Origin of the sequence: Microcystis sp. LE19-131.1A, assembly GCF_027532015.1 — a bacterium.
Classification (GTDB): domain Bacteria; phylum Cyanobacteriota; class Cyanobacteriia; order Cyanobacteriales; family Microcystaceae; genus Microcystis; species Microcystis ichthyoblabe_A.
Window position 1 is genome coordinate 1 of the sequence record NZ_JAPZSS010000106.1, and the last position, 17,916, is coordinate 17,916.

General features: G+C 41.5%; 19 protein-coding genes and 1 pseudogene. 11 read left to right on the forward strand and 9 right to left on the reverse strand.

Features of this window, described 5'->3' with window-relative positions; all coding sequences use genetic code 11:
- Positions 1-99: 99 nt before the first annotated feature.
- The 3 genes from O9323_RS09220 to rpmI are packed head-to-tail and all read right to left on the reverse strand — an operon-like array spanning position 100 to position 1,652.
- Complete coding sequence (locus O9323_RS09220) at positions 100-1,056, reverse strand: PhoH family protein (protein ID WP_149107988.1); 957 nt, start codon at positions 1,054-1,056, stop codon at positions 100-102.
- 13 nt (positions 1,057-1,069) lie between these two features.
- Positions 1,070-1,417, reverse strand: coding sequence for a 50S ribosomal protein L20 (rplT, locus tag O9323_RS09225; RefSeq protein ID WP_002739593.1), 348 nt, complete (start codon positions 1,415-1,417; stop codon positions 1,070-1,072).
- Between the two features lie 31 nt (positions 1,418-1,448).
- Positions 1,449-1,652 (reverse strand): 50S ribosomal protein L35, encoded by a 204-nt coding sequence (gene rpmI / locus O9323_RS09230; RefSeq protein WP_002755041.1) that lies wholly within the window; start codon positions 1,650-1,652, stop codon positions 1,449-1,451.
- 210 nt (positions 1,653-1,862) lie between these two features.
- Here rpmI and O9323_RS09235 point away from each other — a divergent pair, with 210 nt between their 5' ends.
- Positions 1,863-3,038, forward strand: a complete 1,176-nt coding sequence (locus O9323_RS09235) for a transaldolase (RefSeq protein ID WP_002755039.1) — start codon at positions 1,863-1,865, stop codon at positions 3,036-3,038.
- Positions 3,039-3,160: 122 nt separating this feature from the next.
- On the opposite strand, the gene prfA is transcribed toward O9323_RS09235, so the two are convergent.
- Together prfA and O9323_RS22595 are read right to left on the reverse strand one after the other, a co-directional pair.
- On the reverse strand, positions 3,161-4,261 hold the full coding sequence (prfA, locus tag O9323_RS09240; protein WP_002755037.1) for a peptide chain release factor 1: 1,101 nt from the start codon (positions 4,259-4,261) through the stop codon (positions 3,161-3,163).
- Positions 4,222-4,419: a hypothetical protein gene (locus O9323_RS22595; protein ID WP_071590362.1), complete on the reverse strand. Its 198-nt coding sequence runs from the start codon at positions 4,417-4,419 to the stop codon at positions 4,222-4,224. Before O9323_RS22595 ends, prfA begins: the two co-directional genes overlap by 40 nt.
- A 982-nt stretch (positions 4,420-5,401) precedes the next feature.
- Here O9323_RS22595 and rbp point away from each other — a divergent pair.
- The 3 genes from rbp (at position 5,402) to O9323_RS09255 (ending at position 8,878) form a co-directional block, all read left to right on the forward strand.
- Positions 5,402-5,695, forward strand: a complete 294-nt coding sequence (gene rbp, locus O9323_RS09245) for an RNA-binding regulator (RefSeq protein WP_024969505.1) — start codon at positions 5,402-5,404, stop codon at positions 5,693-5,695.
- A gap of 198 nt (positions 5,696-5,893) precedes the next feature.
- The gene (locus O9323_RS09250) at positions 5,894-8,416 is read left to right on the forward strand and encodes a glycogen/starch/alpha-glucan phosphorylase (RefSeq protein ID WP_288125001.1); all 2,523 of its coding nucleotides are present in this window, start codon (positions 5,894-5,896) and stop codon (positions 8,414-8,416) included.
- Positions 8,417-8,596: 180 nt separating this feature from the next.
- Positions 8,597-8,878: a hemolysin XhlA family protein gene (locus O9323_RS09255; protein ID WP_002736843.1), complete on the forward strand. Its 282-nt coding sequence runs from the start codon at positions 8,597-8,599 to the stop codon at positions 8,876-8,878.
- A gap of 111 nt (positions 8,879-8,989) precedes the next feature.
- Here O9323_RS09255 and O9323_RS09260 read toward each other — a convergent pair whose 3' ends face one another.
- The gene (locus O9323_RS09260) at positions 8,990-9,412 is read right to left on the reverse strand and encodes a type II toxin-antitoxin system VapC family toxin (RefSeq protein ID WP_190358826.1); all 423 of its coding nucleotides are present in this window, start codon (positions 9,410-9,412) and stop codon (positions 8,990-8,992) included.
- Positions 9,399-9,659: a hypothetical protein gene (locus O9323_RS09265; protein WP_002751499.1), complete on the reverse strand. Its 261-nt coding sequence runs from the start codon at positions 9,657-9,659 to the stop codon at positions 9,399-9,401. The genes O9323_RS09260 and O9323_RS09265 overlap by 14 nt, the downstream gene beginning before the upstream one ends.
- 180 nt (positions 9,660-9,839) lie before the next feature.
- Between O9323_RS09265 and O9323_RS09270 the strand changes: the two genes are divergently transcribed.
- From O9323_RS09270 to O9323_RS09295, 6 genes and pseudogenes are all read left to right on the forward strand, one after another.
- Positions 9,840-9,998, forward strand: coding sequence for a hypothetical protein (locus O9323_RS09270; RefSeq protein WP_002751503.1), 159 nt, complete (start codon positions 9,840-9,842; stop codon positions 9,996-9,998).
- Positions 9,999-10,297: 299 nt separating this feature from the next.
- Positions 10,298-10,579, forward strand: a pseudogene (locus tag O9323_RS09275) (type II toxin-antitoxin system RelE/ParE family toxin).
- Positions 10,580-10,588: 9 nt separating this feature from the next.
- On the forward strand, positions 10,589-10,903 hold the full coding sequence (locus O9323_RS09280; RefSeq protein ID WP_002798737.1) for a HigA family addiction module antitoxin: 315 nt from the start codon (positions 10,589-10,591) through the stop codon (positions 10,901-10,903).
- 352 nt (positions 10,904-11,255) lie between these two features.
- Positions 11,256-11,462, forward strand: a complete 207-nt coding sequence (locus O9323_RS09285) for a type II toxin-antitoxin system HicB family antitoxin (protein ID WP_002740815.1) — start codon at positions 11,256-11,258, stop codon at positions 11,460-11,462.
- Complete coding sequence (locus O9323_RS09290) at positions 11,452-11,673, forward strand: type II toxin-antitoxin system HicA family toxin (protein ID WP_002790990.1); 222 nt, start codon at positions 11,452-11,454, stop codon at positions 11,671-11,673. Before O9323_RS09285 ends, O9323_RS09290 begins: the two co-directional genes overlap by 11 nt.
- 125 nt (positions 11,674-11,798) lie before the next feature.
- Positions 11,799-15,371 carry a CHAT domain-containing protein gene (locus O9323_RS09295; RefSeq protein WP_288125002.1) on the forward strand — a complete coding sequence of 1,191 codons (3,573 nt, stop codon included), beginning with the start codon at positions 11,799-11,801 and terminating at the stop codon, positions 15,369-15,371.
- On the opposite strand, the gene O9323_RS09300 is transcribed toward O9323_RS09295, so the two are convergent.
- Positions 15,368-15,727: a hypothetical protein gene (locus O9323_RS09300; protein WP_002759164.1), complete on the reverse strand. Its 360-nt coding sequence runs from the start codon at positions 15,725-15,727 to the stop codon at positions 15,368-15,370. The genes O9323_RS09295 and O9323_RS09300 overlap by 4 nt on opposite strands.
- Positions 15,728-16,110: 383 nt before the next feature.
- Between O9323_RS09300 and O9323_RS09305 the strand changes: the two genes are divergently transcribed.
- Positions 16,111-17,040 carry a DUF1350 family protein gene (locus tag O9323_RS09305; RefSeq protein WP_288125003.1) on the forward strand — a complete coding sequence of 310 codons (930 nt, stop codon included), beginning with the start codon at positions 16,111-16,113 and terminating at the stop codon, positions 17,038-17,040.
- On the opposite strand, the gene O9323_RS09310 is transcribed toward O9323_RS09305, so the two are convergent.
- Complete coding sequence (locus O9323_RS09310) at positions 17,037-17,840, reverse strand: nucleoside phosphorylase (protein WP_288125004.1); 804 nt, start codon at positions 17,838-17,840, stop codon at positions 17,037-17,039. The two genes, O9323_RS09305 and O9323_RS09310, sit on opposite strands and share 4 nt — an antisense overlap.
- Positions 17,841-17,916: the final 76 nt, after the last annotated feature.

Here is a 17,916-nt window from a genome sequence, read left to right on the forward strand (position 1 = left end):
GGAACCCTGATTCTGTCGTTTTTAGTTGCACATCGCGTTAAATTAACCTAATTCTATACTCTCTCGCAAGAGTACAAGAGCGACTATCTCAACAATCGGTTATTTTTCGTGCTGTTCGTAAGCTGAGACGATTTTTTGTACTAGGGGATGACGCACCACATCGGCCCGGGATAGGTAACAAAAAGCGATCCCTTCTACTGATTTTAGGATTTTTTGAGCGGCAATTAACCCCGATTCCTGTGGTTGCGGTAAATCGGTTTGGGTGACATCTCCAGTTACTACCATGCGCGAACCGAATCCCAAGCGAGTTAAGACCATTTTTAACTGTGCTGGGGTGGTATTTTGGGCCTCATCAACGATCACAAAAGCATTAGCTAGGGTTCGTCCCCGCATATAAGCTAAGGGAGCGATTTCGATTTTACCCCGTTCCATCAGGTCGGGAATTTTGGATGCCTCGATAAATTCGTATAAAGCATCGTAGAGGGGACGCAAAAAAGGATCGACTTTTTGCTGTAAATCCCCCGGGAGAAAGCCTAATTTTTCCCCTGCTTCCACAGCCGGCCGGGTAAGGATAATTCGTTCTACTTTATCTTCTAATAAAGCCTGTACGGCCAAAACAGCGGCTAAAAAGGTTTTCCCCGTGCCGGCAGGTCCAATACAAAAGGTGATATCGTGACTTTGAATCGCTTGGATATATTGACGCTGACGGAAGGTTTTTGCCCGAATTAGCTCCCCACGACGGGTACGAGCGAGAATATCCTGCTGTAGTTCTTTATACTCGCTAGAACGCCCCGTATCGAGGGCATGGATAGCGGTCATAATATCGGCTTCGGCGATTAACTTGGCCTCTTGCCATAAAATACTTAAGGAGCGCACAATCGCTGTGGCACGCTCCACCGGGGTCGGTTGCCCCGCAATCCGCAATTCCATCCCTCGGAGGACTAAATTCGCCCCAGTTTGCTTGGCTATCAATTTGAGGTTAGCTTCTTGATGACCCGCTAAAGCGATCGCACTTTCTGAACTGGGGAATTGAATCGTTTGCCAAGTTTCCGTCATGCTTGGGGCTAAATTATCCTTTGGCTGTTTCTACCACTTTAGCAAAAGCGACGGGATCGAGGACGGCTAATTGGGCCAACATTTTCCGATTGAGGAGGATATTAGCTTTCTTTAATTGTCCAGTCAATTGGCTGTAACTGATGCCCTGTTGACGAGCAGCCGCGTTAATGCGGGTAATCCAAAGACGACGAAAATCGCGTTTCCGTTTGCGACGGTCTCTATAGGCATTCCGTAAGGCCTTCATTACCTGTTGGTTAGCGGTACGGAATAAGCGCGAGTGAGAACCGCGAAAACCTTTGGCTAATTTGAGAACTTTTTTGCGTCGCTTGCGGGCGACATTCCCCCGTTTTACTCTAGACATGATAATCCTTTAGACAATTTTTCTGGAAAACTTACAAATAGGGCAACATTAAGCGCACTTCCTTCTCGTCGCGCTCGTTTACCAGGGTAATCTGGGACAAACGACGGCGCTTGCGTTCGGCACTTTTATGATCGAGTAGGTGATTTTTGAAGGCTTTGCGACGTTTGATTTTTTTGCCGCTTCCCGTGGCCTCGAATCGTTTGGCCGCCGCCTTTCGCGTTTTTAGCTTGGGCATAAACTCCCTTTTATTAAATCGACACAATCACTAATACTATCACAAATAGAGGACTTTAGGCAAGGAGTGGCCAAAAGATTCCCCGGCTCATCCTTACTTTGGCCAGGTCTGTACTTGGGAATTAAATCAATCGGGAATTTTTCCCCTTCCTCTTGATCGAATCGCTAAGATCCAGATAATGTCTCGCGTTAACACGCATCTGGAGAAGTTATGGCTAAAACCCTACTAGAACAATTACGCCAATTTACAGTGGTTGTTGCCGATACCGGCGATATCCAAGCGATCGAAGCTTTTACCCCCCAAGATACCACCACTAACCCCTCCCTGATCACGGCTGCGGCCCAAATGCCCCCATATCGGCCGATTGTCGATCAAACCCTGCAAGCGGCCAGAAAAGAATTAGGAGAGCAGGCCACCCCGGAAGATGTGGCCAAATTAGCTTTTGATCGCCTAGCGATCGGTTTTGGTCTGCAAATCCTGCAAATCGTCCCCGGCCGCGTCTCCACCGAAGTGGATGCTCGTCTTTCCTACGATACCCAAGCTACCATCGACAAGGCCCGTTATCTCATTTCCCAGTATGAACAAGCGGGTATCTCTAGAGAAAGAGTCTTAATTAAAATTGCCTCGACTTGGGAAGGGATTAAAGCCGCAGAAGTCCTCGAAAAAGAGGGTATTCACTGTAATTTAACCCTATTATTCGGTTTTCACCAGGCGATCGCCTGTGCGGAAGCGGGAGTAACCTTAATTTCTCCCTTTGTCGGTCGGATTCTCGATTGGTATAAAAAAGAAACTGGTAAAGACTACGTTGGCGCTGAAGATCCCGGAGTCCAATCCGTTACCCAGATCTATAACTACTATAAAAAGTTTGGTTATAAAACCGAAGTTATGGGGGCAAGTTTCCGCAATATCGGCGAAATTCGCGAGTTAGCCGGTTGTGATCTTTTAACCATTTCCCCGAAACTTCTCGAGCAATTGCAAGAGACAGAAGCCGATTTACCCCGTAAGCTCGATCCAGACCAGGCTGCAACCCTTGATATTGTCAAAATTACCGTGGATAAAGCGACTTTTGAGAAAATGCACGCCGAAGATGCCATGGCTTCCGAAAAACTAACGGAAGGTATTCAAGGTTTTACCAAAGCTTTAGAATTATTAGAACAATTGCTGATTCAACGTTTAACCCAGTTGGAAGGTCAGTCAACCCTAGAACACGCCGCCGAAGATATTTTCCGAGTCTATGATCATGATGGGGATGGTTTCATCACCCGGGAAGAATGGGCGGGAACCGATGCGGTATTCGATGCGATCGATATTAACCATGATGGGAAAATTTCTCCCGATGAGATCGCTGTCGGTTTGGGTGCGGCTTTTCGTTTAGTGGAAGCTTAGAATTAGTTGTGAGTTGAAGGAACCGGCATCAGTCCCCACCCGCACTCACCCCCACCAGTGGGGAAAGTGCCGGAAGTGGGGAGCTTTTTACTGTTCACTGGTAACTGATCACTGATCACTGATTAAGCTGTCTCTTGGGCAGCGGCTAATTCCTCCAGTTTTCCCTGTTGATCCTTGGCGATACAGGATTGAATCACCTCTTCGATATCGCCATCTAAAATGCGATCGAGGGAAAAATTCTCATTTAAGCGATGATCGGTGAGACGATTATCCTTATAGTTATAGGTGCGAATTTTTTCCGAACGGGAACCGGTTCCCACCTGAGAGCGCCGCATGGAACTGACTGCTTCCTGTTGTTCCTGTAACTTTATATCGTACAATTTCGCCCGGAGAATCTGCATAGCTCGTTCCCGGTTTTGCAATTGCGATCGCTCTTCGGTGCAGAAAACCCGGATTCCCGTGGGTTTATGGATTAAATCGACGGCAGTTTCCACTTTATTGACATTTTGACCGCCTGCTCCCCCAGATCTAGCCGTGGTTAACTCAATATCCTTGGGATCGATATGCACTTCCACATCGTCCACTTCTGGCATAATTGCCACGGTAGCGGTGGAAGTGTGGACGCGACCACTTGCTTCCGTCAGAGGAACCCGCTGCACCCGATGGACTCCCGCCTCAAATTTCAGCTTACTATAGACGTTATCGCCTTTAATCTCTAAAATTGCCTCTTTAAATCCCCCCATATCCGCCGGAGATTCACTCAAAAGGCTAACTTTCCATTTTTGAGTTTCGGCATATTTTGAGTACAAACGCACTAAATCTCCCGCCCAAATACTGGCCTCATCACCTCCGGTCCCGGCGCGAATTTCCAGCATGATATTCTTTTCATCGAGGGGATCCCGGGGCAGCAGCAGAATTGTTAATTGGTCTTCCAAAGTGGCGATTTTTGCCTCTAATTCTGCCACTTCTAGGGCGGCCATTTCGCGTAATTCGGGATCGCTGGCGGATTCTTTGAAGATTTGTTTCGCACCGATTAAATCCTCTTGACTTTTTTGCCAAATTTCGTAGGTGTTGACCGTTTCCTCTAGGGAAGCGCGGGATTTGGCCAGACGATGCAATTCACCCGGATTACTGGTGACATCGGGATCCGCTAGACGACGGGTTAATTCTGTGTAGGTCTGTTCTACAGATTGCAGTTTGTTGAGTAAATAACTTTCAGCCATAATCGATAGCCACAAATAGGGTTAAACGGGGTTAATTTGAAGATAACCCGCAAATTCTTTGGATTAGAAGCGTCTGAGAGATAATAGAGACACAATCCTTTTAATTTTCTTAATTTTCTTTGTCTGGAGTTCTGCGAGCTAGGAAAAATCCCGCTCAACTGCTGACAGTCAGTCAGTTTTGCTAATACTTAGAAATATTTTTAGGCCAGCAAGCGGCAAGGGAAGACATTTTTTTCTTAACCAGATTATTCCTATATCTGAAGCTATCATTTTTTGGCAGGTTTGAGCAAGTAGTGTTAAGTCCTGTTTAAAAGTGGGGTGTGGGGAGTATTTTCAGTTATCAGTGACCAGTAAGCAGTTATCAGTGGGGTAGTGGGGAGTATTTTCAGTTATCAGTGAGCAGTAACCAGTTATCAGTGGGGTAGTGGGGTAGTGGGGTAGTTGGGTAGTTGGGAGACCACTTCGTGCGCGTTGCGGGGGAGATGGGAGATGGGAGCAGGGAGAAAAAAGCTGATAACTGATCACTGATAACTGATCACTGATCACTGATAACTGATCACTGATAACTGATCACCAGCAATTCTCATTTTGATGCTAGAAGCAGATTTTAGCACCCCCACCAAAAATGTCATAACCCTCATAATGACTGAATAGCTGAAATTACACCCGTCCAACACTGATTGGCGATCGCGATTTTGCCACCTGTTAAATCTCTTTTTCTGTCTGTATAAATTGTTACTTTTTGAAATGAGAATTGCTGGGGGTGTGGGGTGTGGGGTGTGGGGTTTTACCCATTTTCAGGGGGTCAGTTACCTAATTTTCAGGGAAAAAGTACCTGAATTTTACCCCCGATCACTCCAAGGGTCAGCACTTTTTGAGGTAAAAAAAGTCTAAAAACCTTATCTAACAAGGTTTTTAGATTTATTCAGCAAACCCCAAGTAAACTATAAGGGATATCGCCATCAGATTCTGATCGGCGATCGACTCTTTCTGTGTTATGATCGAGGCGAGAGTCAAGATTGGTGTTCAAGTTCGTTTCCAGTATTAATCCGGTAAGTTTTTTACTTTAGTATTGTTCGGCTTCTCCCTGAATTTTGTGTCTCCACACCGTTTCGAGTATTGTTCGAGGATTCAAGTATTATGTCTATTTTTGTTGGTAATCTCTCTTACGAGATTTCCCAAGAAGCTCTGGTCGATGTCTTTAAAGAGTACGGCGAGGTTAAAAGGGTTCATATTCCCGTTGACAAAGAGACAGGCCGCAAACGCGGTTTCGCCTTCGTGGAAATGGAAAATAAAGCCCAGGAAACCACCGCAATTGAGGCACTGGATGGTGCTGAATGGATGGGGCGATCAATTAAAGTTAACGAAGCCCGCGATCGTGAAGAGCGCGCACCCTTCAATGGTGGTGGTGGTGACAGAAAAAAACGCTATTAAGCTTTTTTTGTAAATAATTGTGGGAGGGTGGACAGGGTTCACCCTTTTTTTGTTGGTAATTGCGATCGCTGCTCCCCTCAAAACCAATAGAAATCTAAATGTCTGAGTCTCTCCAAAAGGTAACAAGTAAACTATAAAGGATATCGTCATCAGGTCTGATCGGCGATCGACTCCCGAATATATGGACAACAAAAACCCATGGAGACAACCTCTAGCCTAGCTGATGGGCGTGAAGCACTTCAATGCCCCACTTTAGTTGAAGATGATCGCACGGGCATGAGTCCCGAAACCCTAAAACGGGCTTTTCTGGACAATCTATTTTATTTGCAAGGGGTTAACCGCACTAATGCTAGTCCCTACAATTACTATGTCGCCCTGGCCTACACCGTTCGCGATCGCCTGCTGCGTCGTTTTCTGAAATCCACCGACACCTACAAACAAGAAAAAGTTAAACTCGTCTGCTATTTCTCCGCCGAATTTCTCATGGGGCGGTATTTAGGTAATAATCTCGCTAATTTGGGTATTTACGACCTAATCAAAGAGATGATCGAGGAATTAGGTCTTGATTTTGAGGAAATTATCGAACAGGAACCAGATCCCGGCCTCGGCAACGGCGGTTTAGGGCGTTTAGCGGCTTGTTTCCTCGATTCCCTCGCTTCCCTAGAAATTCCCGCCATCGGTTACGGTATCCGCTACGAATTTGGCATTTTCCATCAAATGATCCAAGACGGTTGGCAGGTGGAAATCCCCGATAACTGGCTACGCTTCGGCAATCCTTGGGAATTACCCCGTCCCGATGAAAGTGTGGAAGTAAAACTGGGTGGCCGGACGGAAATCTATCACGATGATAAGGGACAGGAACGGGTACAATGGCTGCCGGAACGTCGGGTTTTAGCCATTCCCCACGATACCCCCGTCCCGGGTTACAAAACCAACACGGTTAATGCTTTGCGTCTCTGGAAAGCAGAAGCGAGTGAATCGTTTAATTTTGAGGCTTTTAACGCCGGGTTATACGATCAATCCGTGGCTGAAAAAATGGACGCGGAAACCATTTCTAAAGTCCTTTACCCCAACGATAACACCCCCGCCGGTCGCGAATTACGTCTCGCCCAACAATACTTTTTTGTGGCCGCTTCCCTGCAAGATTTAATTCGCATTCACCTAAAAAGCCACAAAAATCTGCAAAATTTCCACGAAACCGCCGCTATTCAACTGAACGATACTCACCCAGCCATTGCGATCGCTGAGTTAATGCGTTTGTTAGTGGATGAAAACGGCTTAGAATGGTCAAAAGCTTGGACAATTACCCAAAAAACCTTCGCTTATACCAATCATACCCTATTGCCAGAAGCCCTAGAACGTTGGTCGGCGGATCTGCTGGGGAAATTGCTACCCCGACATCTAGAAATTATCTACCTGATCAATCACTTTTTCCTCGACGATGTGCGGACTTGGTTTCCCGATAACGAGGAATTATTGGGCAAATTGTCGATAGTTGAAGAAGCTGGTTGGGGTAATAAACAAATTCGCATGGCTAATTTAGCCTGTGTGGGTAGTCACTCGATTAACGGAGTCGCTGCCTTACACACGGAGTTACTGCAAAAAGACACCCTGAAAGAGTTTGCTATGCTCTGGCCGGAAAAATTCTACAATAAAACCAATGGTGTCACCCCGCGCCGGTGGATTTTATTGAGCAATCCCCAATTATCGGCACTATTTACCGAAAAAATCGGCGATAATTGGTTAAAAGACCTGAAGGAATTACGAAAACTGGAACAATACCTTGATGATCCCGAATTTCGTCAGCGTTGGTATGAAATTAAACAGGCGAATAAGGCCGATTTAGCGGCTTATATGCTGAAAACCCGCAATATCGAGGTGGATGTTAATTCGATTTTCGACGTGCAGGTAAAACGGATTCACGAATACAAACGCCAACATCTGGCAGTTCTGCACATTATCGCCCTTTATAATCGCATTAAACAGAACCCTCAGATCGATATTGTGCCGCGCACTTTTATCTTTGGTGGTAAGGCAGCCCCCGGTTACTTTATGGCGAAGTTAATTATTAAGTTAACTAATGCTGTGGCTGAAATTGTGAATAAGGATCCTGATGTCAGAGGTCGTTTAAAAGTGGTTTTCCTGCCTAACTTTAACGTTTCTTTGGGTCAACGCATCTATCCTTCGGCGGATCTTTCCGAACAGATTTCCACGGCGGGTAAGGAAGCTTCCGGAACCGGTAACATGAAGTTTGCCATGAATGGCTCCCTCACCATTGGGACTCTGGACGGTGCTAATATCGAAATTCGCGAGGAAGCAGGGGCAGAAAATTTCTTCCTTTTTGGCTTGACAGCAGAAGAAGTTTATGCTAAGAAAGCACACGGTTATGAACCGATGAGCTATTACAAAAATAATCGCGAATTGAAGGGAGTGATCGATCGAATTAAGAGTGGTTATTTTAGCCATGGTGACCAGGAATTATTCAGGCCGATCGTTGATTCTCTCCTCTACGATGACCAGTATATGCTTTTAGCTGATTATCAATCCTACGCTGATTGTCAGGAACAGGTAAGTGAAGCTTATCGCGATCGGGACAAGTGGACGCGGATGTCGATTCTTAACTCGGTTCGTATGGCCAAATTCTCTAGCGATCGCACAATCTGGGAATATTGTCAAGAGATTTGGAAAGTTAATCCGGTCAAGATTAGTTTAGAGGATTAAAAAACTCGGTCAAGTTCGGGTTTAGTCTTTGACTAGCCCGAATTCTGGAACCGTAGCCCCCAAAATGTTTGGTGAAAAGGATAAAATTTATTATTCTTTGCTATCCAAAAACTGGCTTAACAATTTTGAGTTTTAGGGTGAATGATTCGGGGAGCTTTTTGATTATGAGGAAAAATATAAATGTCAGTGATAATTGAACAAAACCTAGGGGAAATTTTAGCTCAAATTAATCACAAATTAGAGAATTTACAAAAAGATGTTACAGACATCAAAATTGAGTTAACAGAAGCTAAGGGGGAAAGACAGGTATTAAAGGTGGAAATCGATAACCTGAAGCAAGATGTTAAGGCAATTAAAGGTTCACAACAGGCTCAAATTTGGACATTAATTGGTATTTTAATTACGGCGGTAGGAGGGTTTTTAGTGGCAGTGGGTAGGTTTGTTATTTCGGGTAATCCTTAATTACAATACCGTCTAAACCATGATTGAGAGTGATTGAATGATGGACTATGATTAGATTGTTTTTAGACAATCACACAATCACAAAAATCCTATTCATTTGATTCCCAAGTACTAAGGATATTCTAAGAATAAATTTTGAAAAGTATGGTTATCCTGCCAGCGATAGATTGAAAAATCGCGGCGATCTGACGTTAAAATTCTCCCGTGTCCTAAGTTTTCAGCTAATACTACTAATGAAGCATCAGCTAGATCCATTGGTATATCTTCATAACGGTCCATGAGTTGTTCCATTCGTCTAACATGATTTGATTGTAATTCAAATACTTCAAAACCACCTGCTAAGAAATTTTGAATAAATAGCAGTTGAGCATGATTACCGAGACGAGTTAGCAAAAGGTAACAAGTTTCGGTGACAACACACCAGGTTGTTATTAGGGGTTCTCGCAATCTTTGAATTACAAGCTGTGCTTGTTGATGATGATGATCTTGCTCATTGGCGAGGGCCAACCAGAAGCCTGTATCAACTATAATCATGTTTGGCTGACCATTCTTCCTTCAGGATAGTTTTATAGTTAGTAGAAAGATCGGGCGAACCTTGTCCACACCCAATAAAACCGCTTTCTTTCAGCACTTTAAGAGCATCTGAGTTACGCGGGTGTAGTTTGGTATATTGTTGCTCAATAACTTGATTGAGCAGGGTAGTGATATCCTGATCGCTATGTTGTTGGATGTAGGCGAGTTTTTCCCTTTGTTCTTGGCTAAGATGGATGGTGATGTCCATAGTCTTTCTCCTTAATAATGTCTAAACTATGATTAGAATAATTGAACGATAAACTATGACTAGGTTATCCTTTGTCCTAGACAATCACGAATATTTATTGTATCACATTATATCATAGGGTTGGTCTCTCAAAAAAAAATCACAATCCATCACATAATCAGATCAATCACAGTACAGACAATGAATGAACAAGGCGGCCAAGCTTATGTTAATTTAATTGAACAGTTACTCGCTTGTACTGAGGGTGAGGAACGAACTAATATTCTGCAAGCTAATATGGAATTGATCGATCCCGAATTTTTGCAGGTGATGGAAAACTATGCAACGGGGTTAGAATAATAAGGATACAATAATAACCATGCAGATTGATTTAACACAAAACTTTGGGCAATATCTCAACCCTCAAGCGAGAAATATAGAAGAATATGAGGTGTTTTTAACTGTTGGGGACATTGACAATAGGCTAAGGTGTTGTTAGTATATCCAACATGAAGGCTACCGCGCTCATTCGTCGTCGCGTCATCTTGGCCCCAGACGCATTCGCAGAAGTCCCTGTCTGGCCTGTTCCCCAACCAGTTCTGCCATTGGAGCATCCTTACGTCATATACTTAAAAGTAGGATAAGAAATTGTTTAGAGAGTGAGCCAAAACTTTAAAGATAAAGAAGCTCAAAAAGTTTTTGAACGTAAACATTCGCGTAAATTGCCATGAGATATCCAACAAGTGGCATTGCGAAAATTGCGGATGCTTAATCGTGCGGAAACCCTGCAAGATCTTCGTGTCCCACCAGCAAATCGATTGGAACGTCTGGTTGGTGACAGGGAAGGTCAATATAGCATTCGGGTTAACGATCAATGGCGAATTTGCTTTGTCTGGCAAAACGGTGATGCTCTAGACGTAGAAATCGTTGATTATCATTGAGGTAAAATAATGAATGAAGATAAACTAATGCCAATTCATCCCGGTGAGGTTCTTTTAGAGGAATTTATCAAGCCAATGAACCTTAGTCAGAATCAAATAGCTCTGGCTCTTGGAGTTCCCGAACAATATATTAACGAAATCGTTCACGGAAAGCAGCCTATCACAGCGGATATAGCTCTTCGGTTAGCTCGTTATTTTGATATGTCACCGCGATTTTGGCTGGGATTACAAATGGATTACGATCTGGACGTTGTTGAAGATGAAATAGGAGATCAATTGGACAAAGAAGTTGCTGTAATGACAGTTATTTGTGCAGAAAAGTAATTTGTTTGATATGTTCTAAGGCAGAAACTTGGAATATATCAAACAAATTTGGCATCGATCCCCCTTGACAATCACGAATATTTATTGTATCACGTTAAATCATAAGGTTGGTCTCTCTCAAAAAAAATCACAGTTCATCACATAATCACATCAATCACAGTACAGACAATGATGGAAGACTATGCAACAGGGTTAGAAGAACAAAGAAATAATACTCCTGTTGCTTGGTTACGGGATATAAAGTATAGAATCTTGTTATGTAGAAGTCTAAAGCATGATCTATATGATTATTTAATTGACTGTCATTCTAGCCTGACCTATAATCATGGAAAGCTCAATCAGGAAAGTGAAAATGAGACAGGTACTTACAGCGAGAATTTTTCAAGAAGATAATTGGTTTGTTGCCCAATGTTTAGAGGTTGATGTTGCTAGTCAAGGGGAAACAGAAACCGAGGCGTTAAACAATCTGCAAGAGGCTTTAGAATTACATTTTGAACCGCCTTGTGCAACAGTTATTCCCCGATTACAGAAGATAGAGGTAGAAATCAATGCCGCTTAAGCCTTTATCTTATCGTGAGATTAAACGCAAGTTGGAAGCGGCAGGGTTTGAAGTTGTTAGTCAAAAGGGGAGTCATGTTAAGTTTGCCAAGGATACTCCCGAAGGAAAAATGACAACGATTGTTCCCTGTTATAAGGAGGTAACAATCGGTACAATTAGCAGTATTTTAAGGCAAGCGGGATTAAGAGTTGATGAGTTTGAGCGTTTATAGTTAATATCCTCTATAGCATTCTGTGTCATAATCGCCCTATATCAAGGGGACTCATCCTATCATAGAGTCATCCGCCAAAAAACATCATAGTCCCTCATTCAATCATTCTAATCACAGTACAGACAATGAATGAACAACGCGCCGAAGCATATATTAATTTAATAGAACAGTTGCTCACTTGTGCTGATGATGAGGAACTCAATAAGATTCTGCAAGCAAATCAGGAATTGATTGACCCCGATTTTTTGCAGGTGATGGAAGACTATGCAACTTGGTTAGAACAACAAGGAAATAATAATCCTGCAGCTTGGTTACGGAATATGGCGCAACAGTTGGGGCATATTCTCAACCCTCAAGCGGGAAGTATAGAGGAATATCAGGGGTTTTTATTAGAAGTATTACGAGCAGAATATGAGAGTAATGATCCTGCGGTGGTTTATCCTATCCTACAACGCTGTCAACATCTGTTAGATGATACTTTTGCCCAACTGTTGCAACAATTCGCTAGAAAATGTTTTTCTAAAAGGAATATCGAAGATGTGGCAGATATTGTGGGACTTATTGAAAATTTACGTAATAAACTTCAAGATGCCATAGTAATTGGAAATTTATGTAATCAAATTCGAGATTTTCCCTTGGGAAGTCGGGCTAATAATCTGGAAATTGCCATTACAGGCTATCAGACCCTTTTTGAAGTATATAATCGTGAAGCCTTTCCTTATGAATGGGCGAGTACACAAAACAATCTGGGAATAGCTTATGGAGATCGCATCAGAGGGGAAAAGGCAGATAATCTAGAGTTAGCGATCATTTCTTTAAACCAGTCTTTAGAAGTCCGTACCCGTGAAGCCTTTCCTTATGAATGGGCAACGGCACAAAATAATCTTGGTACTGTTTATAGAGATCGCATCAAAGGGGAAAGAGCCGATAATCTAGAGTTAGCGATAGCGGCTTATAACCTATCTTTAGAAGTATTAACTCGTGAAGCCTTTTCTTATGAATGGGCGAGTACACAAAACAATCTGGGAATAGCTTATGGAGATCGCATCAGAAGAGAAAGATCCGATAATCTAGAGTTAGCGATTGCTTCTTTAAACCAGTCTTTAGAAGTCCGTACCCGTGAAGCCTTTCCTTATGAATGGGCGAGTACACAAAACAATCTGGGAGAAGCGTATAGAAATCGTATCAGAGGGGAAAGGGCTAATAATTTAGAGTTAGCGATCACCGCTTATAACCTGTCTTTAGAAGTAGTAACCCGTGATAGCTTTCCTTATGAATGGGCAATGACACAAAATAATCTAGGGATAGCTTATGGAGATCGTATCCGAGGAGAAAGGGCTAATAATTTAGAGTTAGCGATTACCGCTTATAACCTGTCATTAGAAGTATTAACCCGTGATAGCTTTCCTTATGAATGGGCAAGGTCACAAAATAATCTGGGGAATGCTTATCTAAATCGTATCAGAGGGGAAAGGGCAGATAATCTAGAGTTAGCGATTACCGCTTATAACCTGTCATTAGAAGTCCATACCCATGAAGCCTTTCCTGAACATTGGGCAAGTACACAAAATAATCTAGGGAATGCTTATCTAGATCGCATCAGAGGGGAAAGGGCAGATAATTTAGAGTTAACGTTCGCCACTTATAACCTGTCTTTAGAAATATATACCCGTGAATCCTTTCCTTATGAATGGGCAACGACACAAAATAATCTGGGATTAGTTTATCTATATCGTATCAGAGGGGAAAGGGCAGATAATTTAGAGTTAGCAATCACCGCTTTAAACTTAACATTAGAAGTCCGTACCCGTGAAGCCTTTCCTGAACATTGGGCAAGTACACAAAATAATCTGGGGTTAGTTTATAGAAATCGCATTAAAGAGGAAAGGACAGATAATCTAGAGTTAGCGATCGCTGCTTTTAACCTTTCTTTAGAAATAAGAACCCCGACTGCTTTTCCCATATACTGTTTAAGAACAGGATATAACTTAGGAATTACTGCTAACCTGATCGAAGACTGGGAAACCGCCATCAAAGGCTACAACTTAGCCATCGAAGCAGTAGAAAATACCCGACTCGAAGCCTTAAACCCCCAACGACAACAAGAAATTCTCTCCGATGCAATGGATGTTTATCATGGCATTGTTCAATCTTATCTCAACCTCAATCAAAAAGATCGCGCCTTAGAATACGTTGAACGCAGCAAAACCCGCTATCTAGTCCAATTGCTTACCGACCGCGATATCTATCCTAAAGGTAATATCCCCCAAACTATTATTACGGAATTAGATCGCCTCCGTCGTGCCATTATTGGGGAAGAACAACGGTTAGCCATCCAAGAACAAACCCGCAATCGGGGAGAAATTTTAACCCTAGATCAACAAAAAAAACCTATCTTAAATGACTATACTCACCTCAATCAATTAAAACAAGAATTAAATCAATTCATTGACCGTGAAATAACAAAAACAAAAATAGATGAGGATTTTATCTTAACTCAAACGGTTAAGCCTATTCCCTTTCAAGACATTCTATCTTTAACCGATGCTGAAACTTGTCTTTTGCAATGGTATATCACAAGTGAGAAAATACTCGCTTTTGTTGTATCTGCTGATGGAAATATTAACCTTTGGGAATCTTCAGAAGATAATCGAAATAAATTAACTGATTTAATTAATAATTATCTACAGCTTTACTACTCCCAAAATGGCCATCAAGAATGGATAAATCAACTTTCTGACCTCTTGCAAACCTTCTCAGATACCCTACATATTAATGATATTCTGGCACTTATTCCAAATACTTGTAAACGCTTAATTATTATTCCTTATTTGTTTCTGCATATTTTACCCCTTCATGCTTTACCTATTAATCACAATCAAATATTACAAGATAAATATGATGTTCAATATGCCCCTAGTTGTCAATTATTTAAAATTACTCAACAACGTCAGTTAAACGATTTAAACTCTCTTTTTGCTATTCAAAACCCCCAAAATAATCTACTCTTTACGGATTTAGAAGTAGAAATCATTAAAAGTTTGTTTGTTCAAAGTGATATTTTAGCCAAACAAAACGCTACTGAAATCGCCATCAAAACTCATCAAAACTTCCCCTTAGCTAACTGTATTCATTTTTCTTGTCATGGTACATTTAACCCTAATAAACCCCTAGAATCTGCTTTAATTCTTACCAAAGAAAAAACAGATCAAGAAGATGGTTATTTAAGATTAGGAGAAATCTTTGAACTGAATTTTAAAAACTGTCGTCTTGTCATGCTTTCTGCTTGCGAAACTGGTTTAATTGATCTTAATTCTATTAGTGATGAATATATCGGTTTACCGAGTGGTTTTCTATTTGCAGGTAGTCCTAGCGTTGTTAGTAGTTTGTGGAAAGTAAATGATTTATCAACTGCATTTTTACTGATCAAATTTTATGAAACTTTACCCAAAAATCCCAAAAAAGGTGAAATTGCATTTAGTCTTAAAAATGCTCAAAAATGGCTACAAACCTTAACCCTTGACCAATTTGAACAAGAATTAGAAAGATTTCAACTCCAATTAGATAAAATCATCAATCAACTGGGAGGAGGAAAACGCCCAATTTTTAACGAGTCTCTGAAACAAATTCGTCAACGTCAACCCTATCCCTTTAAAAATCCCTATTATTGGGCGGGTTTTATTGCTACAGGATTTTAATCTGTCTCCTTACAAAAAGCATCTAAACCAATATCTTCGACAACAAACAAAACGACGGGAACAACTAAAGTAACGGGAAACTGTAAACATCCTGCGACAATTCCAATCAGTTTAAAGACTTTTTTAGTTTTGGCTGAACAAATAAAAGGACGACATTTTGTCGCTAATTCATCTAAATCTAAGCTTTTATCTGGTTCTGTTCCAGTTTCGCGCATTCTCATTAAAATGATTGCGTCTTGTAAGTTTCCTTCACATTCTTCAATAACATCAAGCGCGGCTAAAGCGTCAGTATTATCCGCTAATTCAACACGGTACTGAGCAATTTCTTCTGATGTTAACTGCGTTGTGTCTGACATAATACCATCCTTAAAGCTAAAACCAATTTTTTCCCATTATCTCACCTTATTAGCTCCTAATCCCACGAAATGCCGTGAGGAAAATCCCTAGCTTTAGGTTGTCCGCGACTTTATAATCGTCTCGTCGCTAACGGTTTTGACTTTACCGATGACAAGTTAATCCGGTCAAGATTAGCTTAGAAGACTAAGAATAAGCGAATTTTTTGGGGTGAGAATTTACTTTTGTCAAAAATTATTACATATTCGCAACAAAATAAACTTTTTTGAGCCAATTAATGTACCCTAATTAGACAAGGCGATCAATTATTTTGGCCGCCGAGATTTTTAATCATTATAAGATTGTTTCCCTAATCGCCAAATTAACAATTACATACCGAAAAACAATGACATCAGAATTTAAGTTTATTCCCCTGCAATTTCACTGGGTTGCTATCAATCCTAAACCGATTGGGGTTGTCTATTTTATCGGTGGTGCTTTCTTCGGCACTTTTCCCAATCTGTTCTATCGTTATCTACTCAAACAAGTGTTTGAACGGGGCTATACTATTATTGCTATTCCCTATCGTTTTACTTTTCGTCATTGGAATGTTTCCATAGAAATGGTCAAAGATTTGATTGGATTGAGAAAGGCTATTTATGAAGAAGCTAAGTTTTTGGGCTATGAAGATAACCTTGAGTTGTATTTAGAAGATCCCACTGCTGGTAATCCTAATTATTTTTGGATGGGCCATAGTTTAGGGTGTAAATATATCTCCCTTTTAGAGGTTTTAAGTGATGTGGAAAACACAGAACTAGAACAGGTTTTGAGTGGTTGTGTCGGCAAAAATCAAGCCGAAGATATCCAAAAATCGCTGAATAATACTGATATCCATGCCGTATCTCTGAAAAATCAACCCTCGCTTTTACTGGCTCCTGTAATTGCTGGCATAGATAGCGCAATTCCCATAGCTGCCCTAGCTAAATTAGTGCAAAGTTTGGGTTTAGACGTACAGCCAAACGTGCAGGAAACCCGTTGTTTAATTAGCAATAGTAATCTATTTCGACTCTTGGAAATTATCGCCTTTGCTAAGGACCTACAGGCTAAAGATACAGTAGCCTGGTTTATTAAAGAACTAAGTCAACAACTCTTAAAACCAGTAGTTCCCTTAGCCAATCGCACCCATCTAGCACCCCTTGGCTGGCGCAATGGCGACCAAGAATTAGCCGATAATGTGATTAAATCAATTCAGGAATTACGCACTCAACTCATCTCCTGTTATCCCCAAAGTCAGGAAAAAGAGGAACTCTTAATGAAAATGATTTCTGAACATTAATCAATTGAGGATGGGGAGAGGTTGCTAACGGTCAATATTGCCACCTGAATCGCTTTTTCGATAGCCTGTTGTTTGCTTTCTAAACTAATCCCTTCCTCTTTGTTTCTTTCGGCAATCACAGCACAAATACAAGCGGCAGTAAATCCATAAACCCCCGCCATTTTAAATAAAGTTCCCGCTTCCATTTCATAATTGAGAATATTTAAACGTCGATATTCTTCCGTGATTCCCTCTAAATGGCGCTGAAGATAAGGGTTAGCAGACGACAGGATTCTTTCCTGTCCTTCATAAAAACTATCCACAGAAGCGGTAATACCTACATGATAATTTACTCCCAAAAATTGAGCAGATTTGACTAGAGCAACTGTTAAAAAAGGATCCGCCACTGCGGGATATTCCGGAGGAGCAATATCATTAGCTGCACCTTGCCTACATAAAGCCGCTTGCGAGATAATAATATCACCGATTTTTATTCTATTTTGAATTGCGCCACAAGTACCGATACGAATAATAGTTTTAATTCCCACCTGTATTAATTCATTAACCACAATACTCAAAGATGGCGCACCCATGCCACTGGTAGCCAGAAGAATTGGGGTAGAATTATCTAGATAGCCAAGATAACTATTTAATCCGCGATAATCCGATAGTAAACGTGCATTTTGTAAATAAGTTTCAGCAATATAGCGCGAGCGTTCTGGTTCCCCCGATAATAGGGTGATAGTCGGTTTTGCCGTGCCTAAATCCTCACTGCTAAAGTTGAGATGATAGGGTTTTTGGTGAGATAAGTTATTGGACATTGAAGTGAACTAAATACAGAAAAAAGGTAAGGAATTGATTTTCCTTACCTGATGATTGTACACTTTTGACAACAGA